The organism is Brumimicrobium mesophilum (assembly GCF_003025005.1).
Lineage (GTDB): Bacteria > Bacteroidota > Bacteroidia > Flavobacteriales_D > Crocinitomicaceae > Brumimicrobium > Brumimicrobium mesophilum.
This window is the reverse complement of record NZ_PVSS01000003.1, coordinates 151,859-178,777: the sequence shown is the minus strand read 5'-3', so window position 1 is coordinate 178,777 and position 26,919 is coordinate 151,859. Positions and strand designations below refer to the sequence as shown.

Genomic DNA, 26,919 nt, shown 5'->3' with positions numbered 1-26,919 from the left:
ATAAAATTCAAAATAAGATGAAAATGAAAAATATAATATTAGGATCAGCACTTGCTCTTACATCTGTATTTGCATTTGGACAAGTTGACCGAACAAAAGCTCCGGTACCTGGTCCTGCTCCAGAAATTAATATTCCAGAACCAATTGTCTTTGATTTAGATAATGGGATGAAGGTTATTCTTTCGCCCAATGATAAAATTCCAAAAGTTTCTTTCAATTTAGTTATGGGTTCTGACCCTAGACTTGAAGGTAAAAAAGCTGGTCTTTCTGACATGGCTGGAGATTTATTAATGTCTGGAACAACGAATAAAACAAAAGATCAAATTGACAATGAAACTGATTTCATTGGAGCGTATCTATCTGCAAACAGTTCTGGAATGTACTTGAGTGTGTTAAAGAAGCACATGGAAAAAGGTTTGGATTTGATGACTGATGTTATGAAAAATGCAAATTTCCCAGAAAGTGAATTTGAACGCGTTAAGAAACAATATGAGTCAGGATTGTTTTCGGTTAAAACTGATCCAAGTTCTATGATGTCTAATGCAATGTACAAAGCAATCTTTACTGATAACCACCCTTACGGTGAGGTAATGACTGAAGAAACATTGAACAACATCAAACGTCAAGATGTAATTGATTTTTACAAAAAACAATACACTCCAGCTGGAAGTTACCTTGTAATTGTTGGTGATATCGATGAAGCTCAAGCAAGGAAAATTGCCAAAGAAAGGTTCGGTTCTTGGGAAGGTGGTGTACCTTACGAAAAGGATTACAATAAAGGAATTTCTCCACAAGGAAATCGTGTAATTTTTGTTGAAAAACCAGGTGCTGTTCAATCAGTTATTAGTATTGCATTCCCAGTTGACATGATTCCTGGTGATGAAAACCAAATTAAATTGTCTACATTAAACAAATTGTTTGGTGGTGGTGGTTTTGGTACTCGTTTAATGCAAAACTTACGTGAAGACAAGGCATACACTTACGGAGCATACTCAAGTGTTGATGTTGACAGAAAAGGAAGTTATATTAAAGCACAAGGAAGTTTTAGAAATGAAGTCTCAGATTCTGCGATTACTCAATTCTTGTATGAATTCAATAGAATTACACAAGATATGGTTACTGAAGAAGAATTATCTTTAAACAAGGCCTCAATGGCTGGAAGTTTTGCTCGTACTTTAGAATCACCACGTACGATCGCTAACTTTGCTTTAAGTACATACAGAAATGATTTACCTTCTGATTACTATCAAACTTACCTTAAAAAATTAAGTGCAGTATCAGAAAATGACATCATGAACATGGCAAAAACTTACATCACACCTAACAACTTGAACATCATTGTTGTGGGAAACAAGGATGTTATGGAAAGTTTGAAACAATTTGATGCAGATGGAAACATTGAAGTTTTTGATGCTTTCGGGAATCCTAAAATAGAAACAAACTATACAGAAGCAGATATTTCTAAGACTGAAGTTTTCGAAAAATATCTAATGGCGGTAACTCAAACTTCAAAAATGAAGAAAGCCAATAAGAAAATCAATAAAGTGAAAACTTTAAAGAAAAACGCCGTTGTTGTTCCTAATCAAGCTCCTATGGAATTGAAAATGACAACTTACTTCATGGCTCCAAACATGGCTGCATCTAAAATGGAATTCAACGGAATGGTTCTTCAAGAAGAAAAATTCAATGGAAATAAAGGTGTGACTAAAATGATGAATCAACAAGGTGGTTTTGATACAAAAGAAATGACTTCAGAAGAAATCGCTGATAAGAAGAAAACTGCAGCAATCTTCCCTGAATTTAGCTTGTTATGTAACGAAAGTGATTTCGAATTACTTGGAGTAGAAAATCGGGATGGTGTAGACATGTATGTTGTTAAATACATAATCGGTAAAACAACTACAACCAATTACTACAATAAGGAAAATGGTCTAAAAGTTTATTCTGAAACACTAGAAGTAACTGAGGAAGGACCACAGAGCATTACAGCTGTTTATAGTGAGTTTACAGATTTCAAAGGATTCTTATTCCCAAAGAAAACTGCCCAAATGATCGAATCAGTTGGAATGACTGCTACCTTAAAAGAAGTTGAAATCAATGGAAAAGTTGATGAAAAATTGTTTGAAGTAGAATAATTTTCTAATACAAAATAACATATGAAAATGCGGTTCTTCGGGACCGCATTTTTTTTTGGTTAAACCCTTGATAGTTTTATGTATATTTGAATTCGCAAAATTTAGAATGTTATAGTAGAAAAGTAAATTACATGAAATAACTTTTATTCTAAACTTTCATTACAAATTTTGTCCATTAAACTAATTTCGAAAATGAAAATTATTAACTACATAATTATTGCATCATTCTACTTTATGCTAACATTATCTTGCACAAAAAAAGATAAAAAAATAGAAGATCAAACCTCTCCAGAATTAACAATTGATTGTTCAGACTTAAATGGAGTTTGGGTTGAGATAGCCTGGCAATACAACGATTCAGGATCAACTAGCTATAGCTACGGTTGCGATAATGATGGATATTGTTGCGGAGCTGTTGAAGTTAATGTTTCAGGAAGTTCTTTTAATGTTAATGATACCATTCTTGTAAATGGATTACAATACAAAATCTCATTAAAGTCTAATAACAATTCAGGTTGTTTTACTAACGATAACCATATGGAAAACTTCAGATGTGGACTTGCCCTAAGCATGATTGAACCTCCGCAAAATTCTAAACATACGCTGGTACTCGGTAAAAGAAGGAATGACTAATAGTCAATAATTATTTTAATATCGCTGGAAAATGGATTAAAAAGGGACAAAAGTTGAAAATACCATATTTTTAAATCAAAACTAAATCCAATGACTATTTCATTTAAAAAAAATAGCAAATTGGCCTTTTTTACTAATAAGAAACAACGATAATTTAATGGTTGAACAAGTATTAAAACCTTAGCGGGGTGTCAGAATATTAAATCAAAATCCTTAAACTTGCACAAATCCAAAAGCAAATGAAGAAAATCATTACAATTCCCAATGCTCCTGCTCCAATCGGACCATATAGTCAAGCGATTATGAAGAACGATACTTTATATGTAAGTGGACAAATTCCATTGGATCCAAAAAGCGGTGAATTACAATTGGAAACTATTCAAATAGCAACAAAGCAAGTAATGGAAAACATAAAAGCTTTGGTTGAAACATCAGGTTTAAAAATGTTAGATGTTGTAAAATGTTCGATTTTTTTGAAATCTATGGATGATTTTGTCGCCGTTAATGAAGTTTACGCTACATATTTTAAAAATGAACCTCCTGCAAGAGAAACAGTTCAGGTATCTAAATTACCATTAGATGTGCCTGTTGAAATATCTTGCATTGCGATACGTTAATCTTATTCTAAACAATACTATACGACAGAAAAACCTTGGAAAAAGAAGTTATCAGAATATCTGTAATTATCGTTAACTACAATGTTGAGTACTTTTTAGAACAGTGCCTCAACTCAGTTTATGATGCTTTAAAAAATGTTCAAGGAGAAGTTTTTGTTGTTGACAATAATTCAATTGACGGTTCCGTAGAAATGGTTAAACGTCAATTTCCACAAGTAAATTTAATTGCCAATAAAGACAATCCAGGCTTTTCTGTTGCTAACAATCAAGCGATTCGAATTTCCAAAGGAGATTATGTTGTGCTTTTAAACCCAGATACAGTTGTTGAGGAAGATACATTCCAAAAATGTGTCGACTTTATGGACAAAAACCCTGATGGTGGTGGTTTGGGAGTAAGAATGATTGACGGAAAAGGCGTCTTTTTACCAGAAAGTAAAAGAGGACTACCTACTCCCGCAGTTGCATTTTATAAGATTTTCGGTTTATCCAGAATATTTCCAAAAAGTAAAACTTTTGGTCAATATCATTTGGGGTATTTAGATGAATTCGAAACCAATGAGGTAGAAATCCTAAGTGGTGCATTTATGTTAATGCGAAAAAAAGCATTGGACAAAGTAGGCTTACTTGATGAAGCATTTTTCATGTATGGTGAAGACATCGATTTATCATATAGAATTATTAAAGGAGGTTACAAGAATTACTACTTTCCAGAAACTCAAATTATTCATTATAAAGGAGAGAGCACAAAGAAAAGCAGCATCAACTATGTTTTTGTATTTTACCGTGCTATGGTCATTTTTGCTGAGAAACACTTCTCACAAAAAAACGCCAAACTTTTCTCTTTCTTCATCAATTTAGCCATTTACTTTAGAGCTGGACTAGCATTGTTAAATCGTTTTATTAAACGAATACTTCTTCCCGTAATCGATTTCACTATAATAGTAATGGGATTATACGCTCTCAAGAAATTATGGTCAATTGAAAGCATCGACTTTCCCTTACATGTAATAAAATATGCTTTACCTGGCTACGCACTTACTTGGTTGATTACTAACTTATACACTGGATCTTACGACATTCCAATTAAACTAAAATCTTACGTTTCAGGAACACTTCTGGGAACAGGAGTTATTTTAGTAGCCTATGCCCTACTTCCAAAAGAATTACAGTTTTCTAGATTGTTTATTTTATTAGGTGCTGTATTGGTTTTAGCTTATTATTTAATCTCAAGAATTGCTTTACATTTTGTTATAGGAAAGAAATTCGATTTAAGAGGAGTGAGAAATAAAAACTTCGCTATAGTAGGAGAACCTGATGAAGTTGAGCGCGTTAAGCAAATCCTTAAAAACACTGCGAATAAAGTGAGTACTATTCACAGTGTTTCACCTAACAAAGATAAGTCTGAAAATGACAGTGGAGTGATTAATCAATTGGATCAAATTATTGATATCCATGAAATTGATGAAGTTATTTTTTGTGCAAAAAACACAAGTGCAGAATCAATAATAAATTGGATGTCAAGAACGGCCGCCAATAAAGTAGAATTCAAGATTGCTCAACCAAATAGTATGTACTTAATAGGAAGCAATTCAATTGACACAGCAGGAGACTTGTACATCATGGAAATCGATAAGATTTCTACTGCCTCTAGCAAGCGAAACAAGCGAACTTTCGATTTTATTTCGGCCTTATTTCTATTGTTATTCCTACCAATATCAATCTGGTTTTTTAAACATAAATCTCAATTTATCAAAAATTGTTGGTCAGTTTTATTAGGTGAAAAATCTTGGGTTGGCTATTCTTACGATCCAAATCCAGCACAAAGAAATTTACCTAGAATTAAAACCGGTATTCTTACACCAGCTGAAGAAAGAGCAGATAATGAGAATAAGTCAATACGATCAAAACTGAATTTGATTTATGCTCGAGATTATTCAATCATCACAGACATGTTGATTCTAAGAAAGTATTGGAGGAGGCTAGACCGATAAATCAAGGTTTTTCGTTTGTTATAATTGAAATTTTGATTACTTTTGTACTTCAAAAATTGAGTATAATTCTTTAAACTAATATATGTCACAAGTAGAAATTCGCCTTCCGAAAATGGGAGAAAGTGTTACCGAAGCAACTATAACAAACTGGTTAAAAGGTGTTGGAGACACGATTGAAATGGATGAACCACTTGTAGAAGTGGCAACTGACAAAGTTGATAATGAATTGCCTTCAGAAGTTTCTGGAACTGTTGCAAAGATATTTTTTGAAGTGGATGAAGTTGCCCAAGTTGGTGATGTTATCGCATTGATTTCAACGAATGGAGAAGTTGCTTCTGAACCAGAAAAGAAAGATGTTGTGGTAGCTGCTGAAAAAGTGGACAATAGCGTAAATGAAGCAATTGCAGCTGTTAGTGGAGCATCTGATTTAGACAAGAATGGTCCAAGCGGAAAATTCTATTCTCCTTTAGTGAGAAGCATAGCTGAAAAAGAAGGTATTGCTATGGATGAATTAGAAAGTATCTCTGGATCTGGTCAAGGAGGACGTGTGACCAAGAAAGATATTTTCGATTATATAGAAAACGGTGGAAGCAAAAGTACACCAGCTCAACAAGCTTCAGTGCCATCTGCAGCACCTCAAGCAGCTGCTAAACCAGCGCCAAAACCATCAAATATTCCACTTATGGAAGGTGATGAGATCATTGAAATGGACCGTATGCGTAAAATGATCGCAGAACACATGGTACGTTCAAAACAAACTTCGCCACACGTAACTTCATATGTTGAAGCTGATGTTACAAATATTTGGAACTGGAGAAATAAAATTAAAAACGATTTCAAAAAGAAAGAAGGTGAAAACTTTACTTTCACGCCAATATTCATTGAAGCAATAGCAAAAGCGATAAAAGACTTCCCTTTGATCAATGTTTCTGTAGATGGAGATAGAATCATCAAAAAGAAGAACATTAACATAGGGATGGCTGCAGCACTTCCATCTGGTAACTTAATTGTTCCAGTAATTAAAAATGCCGACAGATTGAACCTTTATGGTTTAGCTAAAAAAGTAAACGAATTAGCTAACAACGCTCGTAACAACAAATTAAGTGCTGATGATATTCAGGGAGGAACATATACAGTAACAAATGTAGGTACATTTGGAAATGTTATGGGAACACCAATTATCAATCAACCGCAAGTTGGAATTATGGCTGTAGGTGCAATTAGAAAAGTACCAGCTGTTATCGAAACTCCAGATGGAGACTTCATTGGAATTCGCTATAAAATGTACTTGTCACACGCTTACGACCACAGAGTTGTAGATGGAGCTTTAGGTGGTTCTTTTGTAAGAAAAGTAGCTGATTACTTAGAGAATTTTGATGTGAACACACAATTGTAAGCTATCACTTAATATATTAATGGCCCGTTTGACTTTGAGTTGAACGGGTTTTTTATTGTTCAGAACATTTAATTATTCTTTATTTATGCACAATCAAAGGAAGTTCTCAAATCTACTTGGATTTTAAATTTAAAGAAATGATATTTGTCGAACAGAAACTTTGAGGTGGGAAATAAAACCCACTTTTTTATTTTATAACTATGAGCTTGAATTTAAAAAATGACCTTTGCGTTTTTGATATCGAATCTACCGGATTGGATGTTTCGCAAGATAGAATAGTAGAAATTTCATTAATGAAGATTGCACCTAATGGTGATGAAACAACTTTAACAATTCGAATAAATCCAGAAATGGAAATTTCTAAGGAAAGCTCTGAAATACATGGAATAACACAAGAAGACATTAAAGATGCACCAACTTTCAAAGAAGCATCAGGAAAGATTGCAAACTTTATCGGAAAGTCTGACTTAGTTGGATTCAATTCTAACAAGTTTGATATTCCCATGTTGGCAGAAGAATTCCTACGTGTAAATCATGACTTTGATATGAGGGCACGAAATTTCATTGATGTTCAAAATATTTTTCACAAATTGGAACAACGAACTCTTGTAGCAGCTTATAAATTTTACTGTTCAAAAGATTTGGAAAATGCACACAGTGCAGAAGCTGATGTTATTGCAACTTATGAAGTTTTGAAGGCGCAAGTCGAAAAATATGAAGAATTGGATAACGACATGGAATTCTTAGCTGAATTTTCAACTCATAATAAATTTAAGATCATAGATTTCGCTGGAAGAATAGCAGAAAACGAAGCTGGCAAAGCTGTCTATAACTTTGGAAAGCACAAAGGTAAAACGCTCGAAGAAGTGGACAACAAGGAACCAGGATATTACGGTTGGATGATGAACAGCAATTTTCCTCGCTACACAAAAGCTGTCCTAAAAAAGGAATTGGATAAAATAAAAGCCAATCGTCTTGAAAACAAGAAAATCAAGAAAGAAAAGGAAGAAAAACGCATGGAGAACAAAATCGAAGCCTTAAAAAGCAAATTTGGAAAATAGTTAAGCATGAAAATTATTTGCATCGGAAGAAATTATTCGGAACACGCTAAGGAAATGAACTCTCCCCTACCTGAAGTTCCAATGTTCTTTATGAAGCCAGAAACGGCACTTTTACCAAAAAAGAATCCTTTTTATTACCCGAATTTCACTAAAGATTTGCATTTCGAATGTGAATTAGTTGTGAAAATCAACAAATTAGGTAAGAATATTTCTGAGAAATTTGCTCATGAATATTATGATCATGTTGGAATTGGAATTGATTTTACGGCAAGAGATTTACAGAAAATCTGTAAAGACAAAGGTCACCCTTGGGAAATAGCCAAAGGTTTTGAACATAGTGCACCATTAGGAAAGCAGTGGATTCCATTAGAAGGGAAGAAAATTCAAGACATTGATTTCCGACTAGAAAAAAATGGTGAGCTCGTTCAAAAAGGAAACAGTAAAAACATGATTTTTACGGTTGACCAGATTATTGCTTACGTTTCACAATTTATGACATTAAAAATTGGAGATTTGATTTTCACAGGAACTCCAGAAGGTGTTGGTCCGGTTGCCATAGGAGATTTGTTGGAAGGATATATTGGTGATGAAAAGTTAATGAATTTGAAAATTAAGTAGCTTAAGAAATCTTACTTTGGAAAATAAAATTACAATATCGAAAACAGCACGTTACTTTACTCATGGAAATGCTGAAACAGCAGAAAACATCTGGATCGTTTTACATGGTTATTCACAATTAGCTGAATTCTTTATCCGTAAATTTAAAAAATTAGACCCTGAAAAGAATTTTGTGGTTGCTCCAGAAGGTCTCCACCATTTCTATAGAAAAGGAACGAGTGGTAGAGTTGGTGCATCATGGATGACAAAAGAGGCCCGATTGGATGATATTGATGATAATCACAAGTATTTAGATGAGCTTGCAGCACAACTTCTTAAAAATAAGAATTATAAACAAAGATACCTTTTAGGATTCTCTCAAGGTGGTGCTACAGCATCAAGATGGCACAATAATGGTAATTTTAATGCTGACCATTTTATTTTGTGGGCAAGTGCATTTCCTAGCGACATTTCTACGGAACATAATCATGCAAAAATGCTAAAATCGAATAACTACTTTGCCATAGGTTCTTCAGATGAATTCTTTGAAGGCAAGATGGTTAAAGTAAACCAATTTTTCGATAAACAGGAATTCGCCACAAAAATTAAGACTTTTGACGGTGGACATGATATAGACATTCCTACACTTTTAGAAATTTACGCAGAGTGCAGTTCGCTTATCAATTCTTGAATTGATTGAATCGGTTTTGACCTGCTAAACTTCGATTTATATCATTAAAACCTTCATAATACAGAAACTTCTTCTGCATACTTTCGAATGGACGGTAAACATAAAAGACTTGATCATTGAAGATTTGAACATTTTCAACATAGCGGTAAAACAATGTGAACTTATTTTCTATTTGACCATTACTTAAATCGATTTTGTGAATATCGGAATATCCTGATTCGTCATACATTGTATAAATATTTTTAGTAACCGGATCTTGAATCATTCTTCTCTCCCACCCTGTTTTCCTTGCATCTTTATGAAAATCTATGCTTACACTATCTAATTTACTACCTGAATTAGCATCATATTTAAACATCATCGATTGATAAAAATCGAACACATAAACCAAATCGTCTACAAGAAACATTTCACTGTATGGAGCTTCATAATATATAGAATTTGTAAAAACATTCGCTCCTACCCAAATTTCACGGTCTATGCCAGTCTCCCTTTCTTTATCCCAAGCCCAAAGTTGTGTTCTCACATCTGCCCATTTGTATTCTGCACGATAGAATTCCATCATTTCTGTGTCTTCGATGTGATGAATCAAACTATGAGTTGTGTCTTGCATCTGTACTTTAAAAAAATCAAAAGCAGGATAATGTGACTTATGAGTTGTAAAAAACAGCTGGTCGTTCTCTAAGGTATCCAATATCGGTCGTACATAGTTATCCAATTGCTCACGGGAAACAATGGTCAAGTTTAAAAACTCATCCTTACTCAAAATGAAATCCGAGAATTCACAACGTAAATAGATTCTAGTTCTATAATCAGTATCTAAGCGAATTGCATTTTCTGGCACTTTCCTTCTTGAAACAATACTGTCATCCACAAAGAAAATCAACTCACTTTCATGATTTAAGCGCTTGGGATAAGTCAAAAGTATCATTGAACTGTCATTTATTACAACAAAGTCACTCACACTAATCTTTTCTGAAGAAAATGCAATTTCAGGTCGATAAGTTGCTGTAACTTCAAAATCGGTAGTAATTTGACCGTCATAGCTCATTTCTAATTCGATGAACATAACCTTCCCTTTCTTTATATTTTTATGAAAATCATTAAGATTAACAAGTGTATCCAAAGTATAATATCCTGGCTTTTTAGCTTTTAATCTAATAATATTATTTTTAGGAATTGCAACAGAAATCACATCATCATTTTGGGTCCATTGACCAGTGAATAACCGCATCGAATTATTGTAAATGTTTAATTCAATAGAGTCCATTGAGGAATTAGTCATGGCATCGTTAAAACCCAACTGCAGTTTTAACTCTTGGGCTGTGGTCCCAAAAGTGAAGAAAACGAATATGTAAGTTAAAATTCTCATAGCAATTTAAAGTTGAGATGCAGATCCCTTCCTTTTCCATAAATAAAAGTAAAGAAAGTTTTGCGATTGGCAATTAGAGAGTTCTAAACCTAAATCATTTTAATAAATTTCAATTAATTAAATACTTTTAAAAATCCAACCTTAAATTTACAAGACTCAAACATATCTTTGTTCTAAACGTTTATAACCGTTATTAACGACTATGGGATTCAAATATATATTAGATTCATCAATGGTATAGTAATTATAATAAGCAAACTAAAGAAGTGCAACACAAAATAGATCTCCAAGTCAAATCGTAATTCTTAAAAAAAAAGAACTCCTGCAGTTTCGCTTCAAAATATCAATTCTACACCACAAAAAAACGACCCAATAAATTGAGTCGTTCCTAAAATTATATAAGAAATATTAATTAGATTTTTTCTATCCAACCAAATCTATCTTCAGTTCTACCGTATTTCATATTATCCAAATCTTCCACCACTTTCTTCGAGAAAGTGCGCTTTTCTTCATCTGGTAAGTTGTACTTTTTACCTTTGTAGCCAATCATTTTAATCGGAGCAATTGTTGCTGCAGTTCCAGCACCAAATGCTTCAGTCATAGAACCATCTTCGATCGATTCAATAATTTCCTTGATCGATACTTTTCGTTCTTCAACGGTCATACCATAATCTTTAGCCAGCTCAATTACACTTCTTTTCGTTATTCCAGCTAAAATAGTATCTGACTCTTTTGGAGTAACCAATTTTCCATCAATTACAAAAAGAATATTCATTGTACCTGCTTCTTCAACATATTCATGAGTTTCAGCATCTGTCCATATCAATTGGTGATATCCTTCGTCTTGAGCTAATTTAGCAGGATATAACGAAGCCGCATAGTTTCCTGCTGCTTTCGCTGCTCCAACACCTCCATTCGCAGCACGTGTGAAATCTTGTTCAATTTTTAAATTAATTGCCTCGGTGTAGTATGAACCCACTGGACAAGTAAAAATCATAAATCTATAGGTATCCGATGGTTTAATACCTGTATACCCATCTGTTGCGAACATAAATGGACGAATATACATTGAATTAGTATCCTTTTTAGGAACCCATTCATCATCATATTTCAATAATTCTTTTAAACAATACATGAAAAGATCAACAGGAACTTCCGGCATACACATACGGTGTGCAGATTTTTGGAAACGTTTAGCATTCATTTCTGGACGAAAAGTTACAGCTTCTCCTGCTACAGTTCTAAACCCTTTCATTCCTTCAAATACAGATTGACCGTAATGAACTGCAGATGTTGCAGGGTGCAATGACATATTTTCAAAAGGAACGATTTCTGGTTCTTGCCATTTACCGTCTTTATAATCCATTACCAACATGTGATCTGAAAATAACTTCCCAAATGGAATGTTATCCCAATCTACTTGGTTTAATTTACTATTGGTAGTTCTTGTCTTTTTAATCGTATATTCTGATGTTTCCATATTCTTTTTTGATATGTTGCGAATATACTGATTTTTCGATAGACAAACCAACCTCTCAAGATTTTTGGCGTTTTTTTAACTACATTTGCTTTTAAAAGAAACAAGCCATTGACAGCAGTCGAAATATTAAAAAAATATTGGGGTTTTGATACCTTTCGAAAGCAACAGGAAGATATTGTTCAAAGCGCGATTAATGGTCACGATACATTTGCTCTTTTGCCTACTGGTGGAGGTAAATCAATTTGTTTTCAAGTCCCTGGTATTGCAAGAGAAGGGATTTGTTTAGTGATTTCTCCTCTGATCGCTTTAATGCAAGACCAAGTAAAAAATCTAAAATCTAGGGGATTAAAAGCTGCTGCTATTACCTCTGGAATGTCAAGAAGAGAAATTGATATCATTCTAGATAATGCAAAATTTGGTGCCTTGGATTTTTTATATGTCTCACCTGAAAGATTAAAAACTGAAATTTTTATTGCCAGATTTAAGCAGATGAAAATTTCGCTTATTGCTATTGATGAAGCACATTGTATTTCCCAATGGGGTCATGATTTTCGTCCGCCTTATACTGAAATTCATAAGCTACGTGAAATCCATTCAGATGTTCCATTTATTGCTGTAACCGCTACTGCAACTGACGAAGTTCGAGAAGACATTATCACGCAACTCGAGATGAGAAATCCTAATTACTTTGAAGGCGATTTTGCTAGAGAAAATATTTCTTATGAAGTTTATGCAGTTGAGAATAAGCGAAATGCTATTCTTAAGGCATGTAAGCGTTTTATGGGTTCTACAGGAATTATTTATTGTCAAACCCGTCGTGAAACCAAAGAAATAGCAAGACTTCTCATCGCACATAACTTCTCGGCCGGAGTGTATCATGGTGGAATGGTTGGAGCTGATCGAAATAAGAAATTAGAGGCTTGGTTAAATAATGAAATAAGAATCGTAGTTGCGACTAACGCTTTTGGAATGGGGATTGACAAGCCAGATGTGCGCTTCGTTTTGCATTATGAAATTCCAAATAATTTAGAAGCATATTTTCAAGAAGCAGGACGTTCTGGTAGGGATGGAAAAGCATCAAGAAACATGGCCTTTTATACTCAAATCGATTTGCTGAGAATGCGCCAAAGACTAGACAATCAGTTCCCTCCTATTGATTATATTAAAACTGTTTACCGCGCTCTATGTAATCATTTTGGAATTGCTATTGGTTCTGGAGCAAACGAAAGTTATGGGCTTGCCATAAAAGACTTAGTTAAGAAATATGATTTTGATCCACTTAAAACCTACAATGCTTTAAAAATTCTGGAATTAAATGGTTCTATATTATTCAATGAAGCAGTTTTTCATCCAACTAAACTAAAATTTATCGTTGGCAACAAAACCTTGTATAATTTTCAATTAAAGAATGATGATTATGACCCCTTAATTTCATATTTATCAAGAAGTAACCCCGGAATATTTGATAATTATTATCAATTGGATGAAACTAGGATTGGACAAAAATTAAGAAAATCGAAAGCAATCATCCACAACCAACTTCAATATATCGAGAAACAAGGATTGGCTGACATTTCATGGCAATCCGAACTCCCACAAGTTACTTTATTGCATGAGCGCTTGCCAGACGACTACATGCAAATTGATAAAAAAGTTTATCAAACAAGAAAAGATGTGGCGCATAAAAAATTGGAAAGCATGTTGAATTTTGTGCAAAAACCAATTTGTCGTTCAATACTGCTTTTGAATTATTTTAGTCAAAAAGGAAAACCTTGTGGAAAATGTGATGTCTGTTTAGCAGAAGATAAATCAAATTACAGCGGGGAAGAACTCCAAAGAATCATCAACGATTTATTAGATCATAAAGATTTTTCATTAGATGATTTTCTCATTGAAATTAAAGGTGTGGAAAAACACTATTTAATTGGTGTTTTGAATTGGATGATGGATGAAGATTTGATTGATTTTAACGCAGGCATGTTTTCTAAGGAATAGCCAACTTGTTATTCGATTAAAAACACAAGACAAATCCACCTTCAACAATTAATCACTTTATTTTAAAGTATTGTCTACCTTTCAGATGTATAGAAAAATACATTAATTCAAGCACCGCAGCACATCCAAATGAAAGTATTAAAAATTTCGCAGTATTAATTAAAGCTCTCCAATTCTATAGGAACTTTGATTAAAAAACATTTTCTCGAAATAATGCTTAAACTTAATTCCTTCGAAATAAAATGACAGGATTTGTTTGTAATTTAATCCTTGATTGGCCATTCCCATTGCTCCTTCTTGACAAAATCCAACTCCATGACCATAACCTCTTCCTTTTAATACAACGTCTTGTCCTTCTGGGTAACACGAAAAAAGTGTTGATCTTAATTTGAATTGATAACGAATATCACGCAAAGGAATTCCCAAATGAGGACTTATATAGAATGCTTTTCTATCCTCTTGTTCGAAATTATAAATGATGGCTCTATACAAACTATCTTCAATTGGGTAGAAATATGTATTTACCAAGAATTTTCGCCATTCTATCTTAGAAACTCTTTTTTCCCATGTTGCTTGACGTGTGTAAATACAAAACGTATCTTTAAATGGCTGCAAGTATGGAATATCTTCTTTCCAAACATAGTCTGAACTACTGGTTTGACCACCACAATTCGCATGAAAAAAGCCTTCAACCAAACTATTCGAAACTGTGTCAATTATATATTCACCATCAACCGCATTGACCGCAGTTCGAATCGCATCAGTATATATCAATTTATTATGATATGCTTGACAATGGACTTGGTCACAAAGGTTAAATCCTTCTTTTTGATGTCTATTTATATATTTTAAAGCATAAGTTCTTGAAATTACAGCTTGGGCTTTGTAATATTCGACGTGCTTTCCTCCGCCTCCTTCCGACTCCACAACTCCTCCAAGGTAATGATTATAAGAAACATCATTCACGATAGTTAAACCCTTTGAGCCAGAAAAAACAATAAATCCATCATTGTATTTTCTTTCTTTTAAAATAGGAGTTCTTGGTCTTAATCGCATCACATTCTCATTAGAAGTAGGTTTCAAACTTATTTTCTTGAATGTCCCAACAGTGTTAACACCTTTTTTCAGCTCCACTCGATTTCCTACTTTAGTCACTGAAATAAATTCGTTTGGCAATAAAGCCCCAAAAGAAGTCGAGTCTCCATAAATCAAATAACTTCCAACATTATAGGAAAAATCGATTCGTTGAATAGTATGCCCTCGGTAAACACCAATTTGTAATTCATTTCCGAAAACTGAAAATGACATTGAAATCAGAAATAAAAGGAGCGTACATTGCTTCATGAAACAAAATTAAGACAAGTATTTAAGAAAGAATTGAATGAGAAGATTAATTATCAATTCTGAATTGTTAATTGGTAAAATTCCTCTCCCTTTGTTCCTACCGATTTTTTCGAGACAAGTTATCCAAAAAGGAAAGTAGAAAAAATCTACCTGTGAGAATGTACCTTAATCTAAAAAAATCCTAGTACGTAATTTTCAATTCTTAATTACCTCAAGTACTTGAGCAGCTGCAGTTTCACTGGCTCCACCATCTCCTAAAACTTGAATCAATTCGGCGTAATCTTTCTTTATTTGATCATGCTTAGCTTGCCCAGGTAAAACAAGCTTTAACTCCTTCTCAATCAACTTAGAATTACACTCATTTTGAATCAATTCTTTAACAGCTTCTTTTTGCAGAATCAAATTGACCAAACTAATGTAATCCACCTTGATTAGCCTTTTCGCTATTTGATACGAAATGGATGAACCTTTATAACATACTACTTCTGGAACTTCAAATAATGCCGTCTCTAAAGTTGCGGTTCCCGAAGTAACTAATGCCGCTGTTGCAATTGACAACAAATCATATGTTTCTCCATGAATCAAGTGAACATTCTTTGAGTTTTTCAAAAAAGGTTCATAAAACGAAGCGGGTAAAGCTGGAGCTCCAGCTATAACAAATTGATAATTATTAAATGCCGATAAACTTTCGAGCATAATTGGCAATTTAGTATTGATTTCTTGTTTTCTACTCCCTGGTAATAATGCTATAACAGGACGTTTATCTAACCCATGTTTAGCATATAAATCTACTTTATCTGATTTAGCTCTAAATTGCTCAACTGCATCAAGTAAAGGATTACCAACGAAAGTAACATCCATCCCAAATTTCCCATAGAAATCTTTTTCAAAAGGTAGAATTACCAACATTTTGTCGACCACCTTTTTGATCGTATGAACTCTATTTTGCTTCCAAGCCCAAATTTGAGGTGAAATATAATAAATAACAGGAATACCTTGTTCTTTTGCCCATTTGGCAATTCTCAGATTGAATCCGGGGTAATCTACTAATACCAAGGCGTCAGGTTTATATTCGAGAATATCTTTTTTACAGAAATTGATATTTGATAAAATAGTTCTTAGATTCATTACAACCTCTATGAATCCCATAAAAGCCAGTTCAGAAATATGTTTCACTGGTTTCCCTACAACGGCTGACATATTATCTCCGCCCCAATAACGAAAGTCAATGGTTTCATCTTTTTGAAGGATTGCTTTCATCAAATTGGAAGCATGCAAATCCCCTGAGGCCTCACCTGTTATAATGTATAATTTTCTCACAATAAAATCAATAATGTAACGACCACTGCCAAAACAATTGTCACTCCAACTAAACCAGTTGTGAATCGATCCCAACGCCATTGGAAGTTGCTAAAATAAAACAATAGCAAATTAGGAATCAATGAAAAAACCAGCATGTCATTTCTATTGTTTTCACTCGAAGACAAAAGCGTATATAGTTGACTAAATGATCTATCACTATGTTCCCACTGCCAAAAGATAATGAACCCGATAATAGTCAAACCAATTCCAAAAATGGCTCCCATCAATCTTGTATCTAACTTTTTTCCTAAATTATCTATAACTCCCATTGTGTCAGAAAAATTTTAAAATTTCCATTCGTTAATATGGCTTATGGCATGATATGCTGTCATATCAAACTGAGTTGGCACAACACTTACATAACCATTGTCTAAAGCCCAAATATCAGTATCTTCATTCCAATCTTCACGATTAAACTCACCTTTCAACCAGTAATAAGGTTTTCCAAATTGATCAAAACGTTCATCAAAACTATCCTTCCAATATGCTTTTGCTTGACGACAAACCCTAATTCCTTTAATTTCTTCAGTTTTCAATTGAGGAATATTCACGTTTAAGCAAATACTTTTAGGAAATTCTCCATTCAATGCACGAGACACCAACTCTTTTACTGCCCATTGCGAAGAAGAAAAATCAGCATCCGCATCAAAATCTAAAAGTGAAAAACCAATAGATGGAATATCTTCCATCGCTCCTTCAACAGCGGCTGACATAGTACCTGAATACAAAACATTCGAAGCGCTATTTTCACCATGGTTAATTCCAGAAACCAATAAATCCGGTTTACCCTTGATCACTTCTGCAATTGCCAATTTCACGCAATCTACAGGAGTCCCTGTACATGTGTACGCTTCATAATCTGGATATAGTGGAGAACGTTCCATTCTCAGAACATCATTCACAGTAATTGCATGTCCCATTCCCGACTGAGGCTTATCTGGCGCAACAATCACGATATCACCAAATGGTTTAACAGCTTCTATTAAACTACGAATACCTTTGGCTTGAATTCCATCATCATTTGTAATTAAAATAAGCGGACGCTTTTTAGACATATTTCTATAATTTCAATTGATTGCGAAAATAATCATATCTTTTGTGTTTCCATTGATACAAGTATGGAAAATGGGATTTTGTTTAGTATGAAGTTAAATTGAATCATTTTTATTTTTGACCTCCTATTCCGACTACAACTTTTAGTTCATTTGCTCTTTTGACAAACAATTCCATTGTTTCAAAAGGAATAGAATGCCTCTTCTAAACTTAAAATCATCCTAAAAAACTATATAAGCATAAATGTAAGTAAACAATTCGTGAACAATAAAAAACGGTATCGCCACCTTTTTATACTGGAAACACTCTAAATTTAACTCAAAAATGGAAGTTCTAAAATAACGCTTCTCCGGATTCAGAACGTTCATAATTCATTCTTGGCAATTTGTAAATCGTAATTTTTAATACATAATTGATAATTGAGGGATTGTTAGTATATTTGGAACCGAATTAAAATAAATTATGGCAACTACATCAGATATTAAAAATGGTCTTTGCATCATGCACAATGGTAAAATAGCTACTATCATTGAATTTCAACACGTTAAACCAGGTAAAGGTCCCGCTTTTGTGAGAACAAAAATGAAAGAAATTGAATCTGGGAAAACCTTAGACTACACTTTCTCTGCTGGTCATAAAATTGACATCGTTAGAGTTGAAAGAAGACAATACCAATATTTATATCAGGAAGAAAATATCGGGTATCATTTCATGAATACAGAAAACTACGAGCAAGTTGTGATCAGAGATGTTTTGATCGAAGACCCTTTATTCTTGAGAGAAGGAATGGTTTGTGAAATTCTTTTCCATGCTGAAGAAGAGAATCCTCTTGTTTTAGAATTACCAATGTACATTGAGGCTGAAATAACATACACTGAGCCTGGAATCAAAGGAGATACTGCAACAAATACATTCAAACCAGCAACAATTGATACAGGCGCTGAAATTAGAGTTCCTTTATTCATTGAAATAGGTGAGAAAATTAAAGTAAGTACGCTGAAAAAAGAATACGTAGAAAGAATTAAATAAGATTTATCTTTCTAAAAATATTTTAAAGCCCTAACGATTATGTTTGGGCTTTTTTTGTCTAAACTAATTAGTAAGGTACTATCCACAAATTGAAATTCATTATATGGAAAAACTAGTTTTAATTCACGGAGCATTAGGAAATTATTCTGAATTTGATGAAATCATTCCACAATTAGAGAATGATTTTGACATTGAAGCTTTTGAAATTCCTCATCATGGCAATTACCCTAATTCTAAAGTAGAATTTGAAATAAATGCCTTAGTCAAGGACTTTTTAAAATTCTTAAACAAATTTGGACCAGCTTACATATATGGTTTTAGTCTAGGAGGGTATTTGGCAATTGCTGCAGCTCAAGAGGACCCATCCAATATTTTAGGAATTGTAACCCAAGGAACAAAATTTAATTGGTCGGAAGAAACTGCCATAAAAGAAACCGCTACATTGAATGTTGATTTCCTGTCATCCAAAGCCGAAGGATTTTACAATCATCTGATTAAGCTTCACGGAGATTATTTACCTGAATTATTGGAGAAAACTGCTGATTTCATGAATAACCTGGGTGAAAACCCAGCAATTACTCCGAAAAGCGTAGAAAAAATAACTGTTCCCGTTCGATTGACCAGAGGAGGAAAAGATAAAATGGTGAGTAAGGAAGAAACTTTGAAAATTAATGATGGTTTACAATTTGGAAATTATTTTGAAATTCCTTCCATGATTCATCCGCTAGGATTTATCAATTCAAAACACATTGCTCGATTAATTTCAATTCAAATTGAAAGTATGAAATACCATTGGGCTTCCACTCCATTCGGAAAAATGGCTTATCAAATTTTTGGAGAAATAAAATCCGAAAATGAAACCGTAGTTCTATTCTTACACGAAGCAATTGGTTCGATTGCACAATGGAAAGAATTCCCTAAAAATTTATGCGCAGAATTAAATCTCCCGGGAATCACTATTGAATTTCCAGGTTATGGGTTTAGTGAAGCAGAAGATAAAAACAGAAATGCCAAGTATTTACATGAATTTGCTTTGGAATATCTACCTGCGTTTATCGAATCAATTCAATTAAGAAATCCTTTGTTGATTGTTGGACATTCTGATGGCGGAACAAATGCATTATTGTACAGCACAAAACATCCTTCAAATGTTAAAGGTATTGCAACTATGGCGGCACACTACATTAATGAAAAGGAAACCAGAGCAGGAATACAGCCAGCAATTGAAGCATGGGATTCTGGAAAATTTAAAGGTTTAGAATATTTCCATGGAGAAAAAACTGAGCGATTATTCTTTTCATGGGCAAATACTTGGTTGAAACCAGACTTTATCGATTGGGATATTTCTGAAGATATTAGAGGAAATTCTATTTCAGCTTTGATTATTCAGGGAAATGAAGATCAATATGGAACGGATCAACAAGTGAATGGAATTGTGGATTTGTTGGAAAATTCAGAAGCCTATTTTATAGATGATTGCGGTCATGCTCCTCATTTAGAGAAAGAAGAAATTGTAATTTCAAAAATCAATAATTGGTTTTGTAACTCTTAGAGATGCAATGCATTGCGCCTCCACGGGTTACAAATTAACATTGTGCCTCCACCCATAACCAAACATCATGTGTATGTTTGGGCGATTTGCAAATCGACCGTCCACATGCCATTGATAATTATTCACAAAAAAAGCCCAATCATTGATGATTGGGCTTTTATATTTTCATGCATTCCGATTAAAAATCAAGTATCAATTTTTGCATATTTTGCATTTTTCTCGATAAACGCTCTTCTTGGCGGAACATCATCTCCCATTAAAGTTGAGAAAATACTATCTGCTTCAGCAGCATTATCAATAGTAACTTGACGAAGCGTTCTGAATTCAGGGTTCATTGTAGTATCCCAAAGTTGGCTTGCATTCATCTCCCCAAGACCTTTGTAACGTTGGATTCCAACAGAAGATCTAGGTGCGTTACCTCTTAATTTCTCAATAATCATATCACGTTGATCATCATTCCAAGCGTACTCAGATTTCGCACCTCTTTTTAATAAGTAAAGTGGTGGGGTTGCGATATAAACGTAACCTTGATCGATTAATTCTTTCATGTAACGGAAGAAGAAAGTTAAGATTAAAGTTTCAATGTGCGCCCCATCGACGTCGGCATCACACATGATGACTATCTTGTGGTATCTTAATTTCTCAGTATTCAATGCTTTTGCATCGTCTTCTGTCCCTACCCTGACACCAAGTGCAGTGTAAATATTTTTAATTTCTTCGTTTTCGAAGATTTTGTGTTGCATTGCTTTTTCAACGTTCAAAATCTTACCACGCAAAGGCATGATTGCTTGGAAGAATCTATCACGACCTTGTTTTGCAGTTCCACCTGCCGAATCTCCCTCGACAAGGAATACTTCACAAAGTGCAGGATCTTTTTCAGAACAATCTGCAAGCTTTCCTGGCAAACCACTTCCTGACATAACGCTTTTACGTTGAACCATCTCTCTGGCTTTACGTGCAGCATTACGCGCACGAGCAGCAATGATTATTTTCTCAACGATTTTCTTAGCATCTGAAGGGTGTTCCTCCAAGTAATTGGTCAGCATTTCTGAAACCGCTTGTGAAACTGGAGCTTGAACTTCCCGGTTTCCTAATTTCGTTTTCGTTTGCCCCTCAAATTGTGGTTCAGCAACTTTTACAGAAATTACGGCTGTTAAACCCTCACGGAAATCATCACCAAGAATTTCAATTTTTTCTTTCGATAATAGTCCAGATTCGTCAGCATATTTTTTCAACGTATGCGTTAATCCACGACGAAAACCTGACAAGTGAGTTCCTCCTTCATGCGTGTTTATGTTATTCACATATGCAATTAGGTTTTCCGTATAAGACATGTTGTACATCATTGCCACTTCGACAGGAATTCCATCTTTTTCACCTTCCATGTAAATCACCTCCTCAATAAGTGGCTCTCTACTTTTATCTAAGAATCTAACGAACTCTTTTAATCCACCTTCAGAATGAAAAACCTCTGAAGGAGAATTTCCTTCATCATCCTTAGCCTTTTCACGTAAATCAGAAATTGTAATAGTCAAACCTCTATTTAAGAAAGCCAACTCTCTCATTCTCGCTCTTAACGTATCATAATTATAGTGAACATCCTCAAAAATATTAGGATCTGGACTAAAAGTTACAATTGTTCCGTGAAGATCTGATGTACCGATTTCCTTCACAGGATATTGAGGAATACCTATTTTATATTCTTGTTGGAAAATCTTTCCATCTCTATGAACTACAGCTGATAAATCAGATGACAATGCGTTCACACATGAAACCCCAACACCGTGAAGTCCACCAGAAACTTTGTAAGTATCTTTATCGAATTTCCCACCAGCATGCAAAACTGTCATTACAACCTCAAGTGCTGATTTCTTTTCTTTTGTATGCATCGCAGTTGGAATACCACGACCATTATCTTCTACAGTAATTGAATCTCCTTCATTTATAGAAACACGAATGGTATCACAATAACCACCCATAGCTTCATCAATCGAGTTATCTACAACCTCATACACCAAGTGATGTAATCCTTTAACCCCAACGTCTCCAATGTACATGGCAGGACGCTTTCTTACAGCTTCTAATCCTTCTAATACTTGAATATTATCCGCTGAATAATCTTTTTTATTATTTTCTGCTTCACTCATTTGTTACAAATATTTTTAAAATGTAATCTTTTGTCTCGACAACATTTGAGACAATAACAAAGATACGAAATTACGGGTGAAATATTGCCGCAAATTAAAGGTTTATCAACGGGGTTATCAACAATTTCAAGGATATTGTTGGTAGATTCTGAAATCAATGGGAAGAATCGGTCGAAAGCACATTAAACTAGACTTTTTGGCTTGATTTTAAATCTAAAAATGTAGATCAATTTCGCCAGACAGTTTATTTTGTTCAAAGGGAAATTTGTACGAAAAAATTATCAAATAATTCTGAACACAGAATTGAGTCGAAATAAAAAATATAAACATGGAATTGAGATTCCAGTATAGGATGTATCAGCTTGAAAAGTGAATAAGAGTATATACTTGCTCAGAAAGATACTTCCCTGTATAACTATTCTAATATCTTAGGCTTCCTTCTTGTAATGATCATCCCAATCTTTTACTTGTGGATCTCCTAATTTATCAACTGATTTTGCAATTAGCATTGAAACAGCTGCATCACCAGTAACATTAACAGTAGTTCTCAACATGTCCAATGGCCTGTCAATTGCAAATATCAACGCTAAACCTGCTTCTGGAATACCCGCTTGAGCCAAAACAATTACCAACATCACCATTCCTGCTCCAGGAACAGCTGCAGAACCTATACTGGCCAAAGTTGCTGTAGCAATTATTCCTAGTTGAGCATATAAATCCAAGTCCATTCCAAAGGCTTGAGCAATAAAAATAGCTGCAACTGCTTGATACAAACTAGTTCCATCCATATTAATTGTTGCTCCGATTGGCAGTACAAAACTCGTTACTTCTTCTTTAACCCCTAAGTGCTCCTCTACCCTTTCCATAGTTACTGGAAGTGTCGCCGCCGAAGAGCTGGTACTAAACGCTAATAATTGTGCTGGTGAAATTCCATTTAAGAAGAATTTTGGTGTTCTTTTTGTAAAAATCCAAACCAACAAAACGTACACTGCAATCATAAAAAGTAATCCAATAACAACACTGATTGCATACCATAACAATGCTACAAATAAATCTTGACTTGGTGATTCCACAACGAGTCCAGCCATTAATGCAAAAACACCAATTGGCGCTACCAACATAATAAGGTCGATGAGCTTTAGTATCACCTCATTAAATCCATCAAAAAATGCTTTAACAGGACCCGATTTATCTATTGGAATTAGAATCAAACCAACTCCAAAAAATATGGCAAAAACAATGACTTGCAACATATTTCCATTGTCGGTGGCCGCATTAAAAATATTGTCGGGTATTAAATCTTCCAACGCCCTTAAAGGTCCATTTTCCTTTTGTTCAGCAGCACTTTCAATTCTCTTACCCGCTTCTCCACTGTAATTTTCTATTAAATTTTCTCTTGTTTCTTGAGTGATCGTCTTTCCAGGTTGCACAATATTTACAATCATCAATCCAATAGAAACAGCGATTAATGTTGTGGCCAAATACGTTAAAATGGTACGTACACCCATTTTTGACAACTTAGAAATGTCTTTAAGATCAGAAACTCCTTTAATTAACGAACCTAGTATCAAAGGAACAGCAATCAACTTCAAAGCATTGATGAACATGTTTCCAAAAGGTTTAATCCAATTTCTAACGAATAGTTCAGCATTTGAAATAGCAAAATCTTCACCTTTTACTTTTATCGTTGTCATCGAACTTCCCCATGAAGTAGTCAATAACAATAAACTGAATAGAACACCTAATCCCATCCCGATAAGGATTTTCCAGTGTAGTGCGAGTTTCTTTTTCTTATCCTTCGTTTCCTTCGACATATTCTAAATTTGCGTCATTTTATTGCGTAAATAATGGTCTAATGTGATAATTGCTGCCATAGCTTCTACGATAGGAACAGCTCTAGGAACAACACATGGATCATGGCGACCTTTTCCTTCAACTGTTACCTTTTCCATTTTAGAATTCACGGAATCTTGATCTTTCATAATTGTAGCAACAGGTTTAAAAGCTACACGGAAATAAATAAGATTTCCATTTGAAATCCCACCTTGTATTCCTCCACTATTATTCGTTAAAGTTGTTCCGTCCAATTGAAAAATATCGTTATGCTGACTTCCTTTCAATTCAACACCAGAAAAACCAGAGCCATATTCAAATCCTTTTACAGCATTGATTGAAAGCATAGCTTTTCCAAGATCGGCATGAAGTCTATCAAAAACTGGAGCACCTAATCCAATTGGAGCACCTGTAATTTTAGCAAACACAACTCCTCCAATGGTATCTCCTTCTTTTCGAATCTCTTTGATATGGTCAATCATCTTTTCAGCCATTTCAGCATCAGGACAACGCACAATATTTTCTACTTCAGGTAAGACGATTTGAGTTAAATCTCCTTCTAATTTTAATTTCCCAACTTGAGAAACAAAAGCGTTCACTTGAATACCCACATGATTCAAAAATTGTATGGCTATTGCACCAGCCACAACTCTACTTGCTGTTTCCCTGGCACTTGAACGACCTCCACCTCTGTAATCTCTGTGACCAAACTTTTTATCGTAGGTCATATCTGCATGAGAAGGACGGTAAACATCTTTTATGTGACTGTAGTCTTTAGATTTCTGATTTTCGTTTTCAATTACAAATCCTATTGGCGATCCTGTAGTTTTTCCTTCAAAAATCCCTGAAAGAAAACGTACTGTATCCGACTCCTTTCGTTGAGTAACGATAGCTGATTGTCCTGGTTTTCTTCTGTCCAGTTCAATTTGCACCGCTTCTAAATCCAACTCAAAATTTGAAGGAACACCATCAATAATACCACCAATAGCTTCTCCATGAGATTCGCCAAAAGTGGTTAATTTGAATGTATGTCCAATAGAATTACCGGCCATTAATTATTTCTTAAGTAAAGTAGCTTCCGTTGCACTTAAAATTCTGCGTACTTCATCTAAATCGATGGCTTCAGCATAAACTCTAAGCACTGGTTCTGTACCTGAAGGGCGAATCATCACCCAACTATCGTTTGGAAGGTATAATTTGAATCCGTCAATTGTTTCAACTTTTTCAACTGTATAGTCTCCAAAAGAAGTATAAACGTTGTTTTCACAATTCGCAATAATTTCTTGTTTTAAGTCTTCGTTAATATGTAAATCGCTTCTTTCGAATTTGAATGAACCAACGATTTCATATACCTCATCGATAAGAGAGGCTAAAGATTTTCCAGATTTCGCCATGAATTCCCAGATGATCATTCCCATCCAAATTCCATCGCGCTCCGGAATGTGACCTTTTGTTGCAATTCCTCCAGATTCTTCACCACCTAAAAGAACATCTTCATCAATCATTATTCCAGCAATGTGCTTAAATCCAATCTTCACTGTTTGGTGTTCTAATCCATAATGATCACACATTCTAGCGATTTTAGGAGAACAACTAAAAGCAGTAACTACTTTTCCAGACATTCCTTTGTATTTCACCATATAGTGAATCAACAAAAGTATAATATGATGAGAATCAACAAATTCACCATCTTTTCCGTATAATCCAATTCTATCTGCATCACCATCTGTTGCCAAGGCTGCATCGATATTTCCATCAGACTTAATAAATGCTTCTAATTCTTGTAGATTCTTTGCGATCGGTTCTGGTGCTTGTCCCATAAACCCAGGATTATGCTCACAATGTAACATTGTCATATCTGGAAATAATGGTTTTAAAACATTTTGACCTGAACCATACATTGCGTCAAAAGCCAATCTTAATCCCGATTGTTTGATAGCTTCAATATCAAAATTTTCTTTTACCGCATTGATATAAGTCCCTTCAAGATCAACTTTAATTAATCTTCCATCTGAAATTGCTTTTTCTAGATCTGAAGATAAGATTGCTGTATTAATTGTATCTGGAATTAAATCTTCAACTTCTTGAATCTTGTCTGGTAAAAGTGGTCCACCAAAATTTGATTTCAATTTATATCCTCCGTACGTTGGTGGATTATGAGAAGCCGTTAAAACTACTCCAATGTTTGCTTCGTATTGCTTAGTCCCCATTGAAACCATAGGTGTAGAAACGAATCCTTCAGCATAGTAAACCTTAATTCCATAATGTAGGTAAACTTTTATTGCAGTTTCCATGAACATTTTCCCATTGAAACGGCAATCGTGACCAATAACAATGCTTGGGTCATCAGCTTGTTTTTTCACCCATTGTGCTGTTGCAACTGCTACACGCGCAACGTTATTCACCGTATATGTATCTGCGATAACCGCTCTCCAGCCATCAGTACCAAATTTTATTTTATCTACCACCTTTTATAATTTTATAAGATTAACTATGATTAGGAATGCTAAAATAATAATGTTTAGTTAAAGGATGATATTATTAAACTATTAATCCTAATAATTTGATTGAAAATTTGTTGAGGTTTATGGTTTGATAAGAATAGAACGCTTCAATTCATTTATTTGCTTT

The 26,919-nt window shown here is 34.3% G+C and carries 21 protein-coding genes; 11 read left to right on the top strand and 10 right to left on the bottom strand.

Annotated features, from left to right (window positions below; all coding sequences use genetic code 11):
- Positions 1-23: 23 nt before the first annotated feature.
- The 8 genes from C6368_RS04195 to C6368_RS04160 all read left to right on the top strand — a co-directional run bounded on the left by C6368_RS04195 (position 24) and on the right by C6368_RS04160 (position 9,121).
- Positions 24-2,135: a M16 family metallopeptidase gene (locus tag C6368_RS04195; RefSeq protein ID WP_159038430.1), complete on the top strand. Its 2,112-nt coding sequence runs from the start codon at positions 24-26 to the stop codon at positions 2,133-2,135.
- A 192-nt stretch (positions 2,136-2,327) separates the two neighbouring features.
- Positions 2,328-2,768: a hypothetical protein gene (locus C6368_RS04190; RefSeq protein WP_107037926.1), complete on the top strand. Its 441-nt coding sequence runs from the start codon at positions 2,328-2,330 to the stop codon at positions 2,766-2,768.
- A 239-nt stretch (positions 2,769-3,007) separates the two neighbouring features.
- Positions 3,008-3,385: a RidA family protein gene (locus tag C6368_RS04185; RefSeq protein ID WP_107037925.1), complete on the top strand. Its 378-nt coding sequence runs from the start codon at positions 3,008-3,010 to the stop codon at positions 3,383-3,385.
- A 35-nt stretch (positions 3,386-3,420) separates the two neighbouring features.
- Positions 3,421-5,376 carry a glycosyltransferase family 2 protein gene (locus C6368_RS04180; protein ID WP_199851587.1) on the top strand — a complete coding sequence of 652 codons (1,956 nt, stop codon included), beginning with the start codon at positions 3,421-3,423 and terminating at the stop codon, positions 5,374-5,376.
- An 82-nt stretch (positions 5,377-5,458) separates the two neighbouring features.
- Positions 5,459-6,772, top strand: a complete 1,314-nt coding sequence (locus tag C6368_RS04175; protein ID WP_107037924.1) for a dihydrolipoamide acetyltransferase family protein — start codon at positions 5,459-5,461, stop codon at positions 6,770-6,772.
- A gap of 200 nt (positions 6,773-6,972) precedes the next feature.
- Positions 6,973-7,833: a 3'-5' exonuclease gene (locus C6368_RS04170; RefSeq protein ID WP_107037923.1), complete on the top strand. Its 861-nt coding sequence runs from the start codon at positions 6,973-6,975 to the stop codon at positions 7,831-7,833.
- A gap of 6 nt (positions 7,834-7,839) precedes the next feature.
- Positions 7,840-8,451, top strand: a complete 612-nt coding sequence (locus C6368_RS04165) for a fumarylacetoacetate hydrolase family protein (protein ID WP_107037922.1) — start codon at positions 7,840-7,842, stop codon at positions 8,449-8,451.
- A gap of 16 nt (positions 8,452-8,467) precedes the next feature.
- Positions 8,468-9,121: an alpha/beta hydrolase gene (locus C6368_RS04160; protein ID WP_107037921.1), complete on the top strand. Its 654-nt coding sequence runs from the start codon at positions 8,468-8,470 to the stop codon at positions 9,119-9,121.
- Here C6368_RS04160 and C6368_RS04155 read toward each other — a convergent pair.
- Positions 9,111-10,493 carry a hypothetical protein gene (locus C6368_RS04155; protein ID WP_107037920.1) on the bottom strand — a complete coding sequence of 461 codons (1,383 nt, stop codon included), beginning with the start codon at positions 10,491-10,493 and terminating at the stop codon, positions 9,111-9,113. The two genes, C6368_RS04160 and C6368_RS04155, sit on opposite strands and share 11 nt — an antisense overlap.
- Positions 10,494-10,905: 412 nt before the next feature.
- Complete coding sequence (locus tag C6368_RS04150) at positions 10,906-11,973, bottom strand: branched-chain amino acid aminotransferase (protein ID WP_107037919.1); 1,068 nt, start codon at positions 11,971-11,973, stop codon at positions 10,906-10,908.
- 108 nt (positions 11,974-12,081) lie between these two features.
- Here C6368_RS04150 and C6368_RS04145 point away from each other — a divergent pair, with 108 nt between their 5' ends.
- On the top strand, positions 12,082-13,968 hold the full coding sequence (locus C6368_RS04145) for a RecQ family ATP-dependent DNA helicase (protein ID WP_107037918.1): 1,887 nt from the start codon (positions 12,082-12,084) through the stop codon (positions 13,966-13,968).
- Between the two features lie 159 nt (positions 13,969-14,127).
- On the opposite strand, the gene C6368_RS04140 is transcribed toward C6368_RS04145, so the two are convergent.
- The 4 genes from C6368_RS04140 to surE form a co-directional block, all read right to left on the bottom strand.
- Positions 14,128-15,312, bottom strand: coding sequence for a SpoIID/LytB domain-containing protein (locus C6368_RS04140; protein ID WP_107037917.1), 1,185 nt, complete (start codon positions 15,310-15,312; stop codon positions 14,128-14,130).
- A 195-nt stretch (positions 15,313-15,507) separates the two neighbouring features.
- Positions 15,508-16,635 (bottom strand): lipid-A-disaccharide synthase, encoded by a 1,128-nt coding sequence (gene lpxB / locus C6368_RS04135; RefSeq protein ID WP_262494853.1) that lies wholly within the window; start codon positions 16,633-16,635, stop codon positions 15,508-15,510.
- Positions 16,629-16,943 carry a hypothetical protein gene (locus tag C6368_RS17240; RefSeq protein ID WP_159038428.1) on the bottom strand — a complete coding sequence of 105 codons (315 nt, stop codon included), beginning with the start codon at positions 16,941-16,943 and terminating at the stop codon, positions 16,629-16,631. Before C6368_RS17240 ends, lpxB begins: the two co-directional genes overlap by 7 nt.
- Before the next feature lie 15 nt (positions 16,944-16,958).
- On the bottom strand, positions 16,959-17,729 hold the full coding sequence (gene surE, locus C6368_RS04130) for a 5'/3'-nucleotidase SurE (protein ID WP_107037915.1): 771 nt from the start codon (positions 17,727-17,729) through the stop codon (positions 16,959-16,961).
- 460 nt (positions 17,730-18,189) lie between these two features.
- Here surE and efp point away from each other — a divergent pair, with 460 nt between their 5' ends.
- Positions 18,190-18,756 carry an elongation factor P gene (gene efp, locus C6368_RS04125; protein WP_107037914.1) on the top strand — a complete coding sequence of 189 codons (567 nt, stop codon included), beginning with the start codon at positions 18,190-18,192 and terminating at the stop codon, positions 18,754-18,756.
- A gap of 103 nt (positions 18,757-18,859) precedes the next feature.
- Positions 18,860-20,308 (top strand): alpha/beta fold hydrolase, encoded by a 1,449-nt coding sequence (locus tag C6368_RS04120; RefSeq protein WP_107037913.1) that lies wholly within the window; start codon positions 18,860-18,862, stop codon positions 20,306-20,308.
- A 185-nt stretch (positions 20,309-20,493) separates the two neighbouring features.
- On the opposite strand, the gene gyrB is transcribed toward C6368_RS04120, so the two are convergent.
- The 4 genes from gyrB to C6368_RS04100 all read right to left on the bottom strand — a co-directional run bounded on the left by gyrB (position 20,494) and on the right by C6368_RS04100 (position 26,756).
- Positions 20,494-22,455: a DNA topoisomerase (ATP-hydrolyzing) subunit B gene (gene gyrB / locus C6368_RS04115; RefSeq protein ID WP_107037912.1), complete on the bottom strand. Its 1,962-nt coding sequence runs from the start codon at positions 22,453-22,455 to the stop codon at positions 20,494-20,496.
- 428 nt (positions 22,456-22,883) lie between these two features.
- Positions 22,884-24,269, bottom strand: a complete 1,386-nt coding sequence (locus C6368_RS04110) for a dicarboxylate/amino acid:cation symporter (protein WP_107037911.1) — start codon at positions 24,267-24,269, stop codon at positions 22,884-22,886.
- A gap of 3 nt (positions 24,270-24,272) precedes the next feature.
- Entirely contained in the window at positions 24,273-25,340 is a 1,068-nt protein-coding gene (gene aroC, locus C6368_RS04105) for a chorismate synthase (RefSeq protein ID WP_107037910.1), read from the bottom strand.
- A 3-nt stretch (positions 25,341-25,343) separates the two neighbouring features.
- A complete protein-coding gene (locus C6368_RS04100; RefSeq protein WP_107037909.1) occupies positions 25,344-26,756 on the bottom strand; it encodes a phosphohexomutase domain-containing protein in 1,413 nt (470 codons plus the stop codon).
- Positions 26,757-26,919 lie beyond the last annotated feature (163 nt).

Coding starts and splice junctions, on each gene's coding strand:
- C6368_RS04195 (WP_159038430.1), top strand. CDS start 24: ATGAAAAATATAATATTAGGATCAGCACTTGCTCTTACATCTGTATTT.
- C6368_RS04190 (WP_107037926.1), top strand. CDS start 2,328: ATGAAAATTATTAACTACATAATTATTGCATCATTCTACTTTATGCTA.
- C6368_RS04185 (WP_107037925.1), top strand. CDS start 3,008: ATGAAGAAAATCATTACAATTCCCAATGCTCCTGCTCCAATCGGACCA.
- C6368_RS04175 (WP_107037924.1), top strand. CDS start 5,459: ATGTCACAAGTAGAAATTCGCCTTCCGAAAATGGGAGAAAGTGTTACC.
- C6368_RS04170 (WP_107037923.1), top strand. CDS start 6,973: ATGAGCTTGAATTTAAAAAATGACCTTTGCGTTTTTGATATCGAATCT.
- C6368_RS04165 (WP_107037922.1), top strand. CDS start 7,840: ATGAAAATTATTTGCATCGGAAGAAATTATTCGGAACACGCTAAGGAA.
- C6368_RS04155 (WP_107037920.1), bottom strand. CDS start 10,493: ATGAGAATTTTAACTTACATATTCGTTTTCTTCACTTTTGGGACCACA.
- C6368_RS04150 (WP_107037919.1), bottom strand. CDS start 11,973: ATGGAAACATCAGAATATACGATTAAAAAGACAAGAACTACCAATAGT.
- C6368_RS04140 (WP_107037917.1), bottom strand. CDS start 15,312: ATGAAGCAATGTACGCTCCTTTTATTTCTGATTTCAATGTCATTTTCA.
- C6368_RS17240 (WP_159038428.1), bottom strand. CDS start 16,943: ATGGGAGTTATAGATAATTTAGGAAAAAAGTTAGATACAAGATTGATG.
- surE (WP_107037915.1), bottom strand. CDS start 17,729: ATGTCTAAAAAGCGTCCGCTTATTTTAATTACAAATGATGATGGAATT.
- efp (WP_107037914.1), top strand. CDS start 18,190: ATGGCAACTACATCAGATATTAAAAATGGTCTTTGCATCATGCACAAT.
- C6368_RS04120 (WP_107037913.1), top strand. CDS start 18,860: ATGGAAAAACTAGTTTTAATTCACGGAGCATTAGGAAATTATTCTGAA.
- gyrB (WP_107037912.1), bottom strand. CDS start 22,455: ATGAGTGAAGCAGAAAATAATAAAAAAGATTATTCAGCGGATAATATT.
- C6368_RS04110 (WP_107037911.1), bottom strand. CDS start 24,269: ATGTCGAAGGAAACGAAGGATAAGAAAAAGAAACTCGCACTACACTGG.
- aroC (WP_107037910.1), bottom strand. CDS start 25,340: ATGGCCGGTAATTCTATTGGACATACATTCAAATTAACCACTTTTGGC.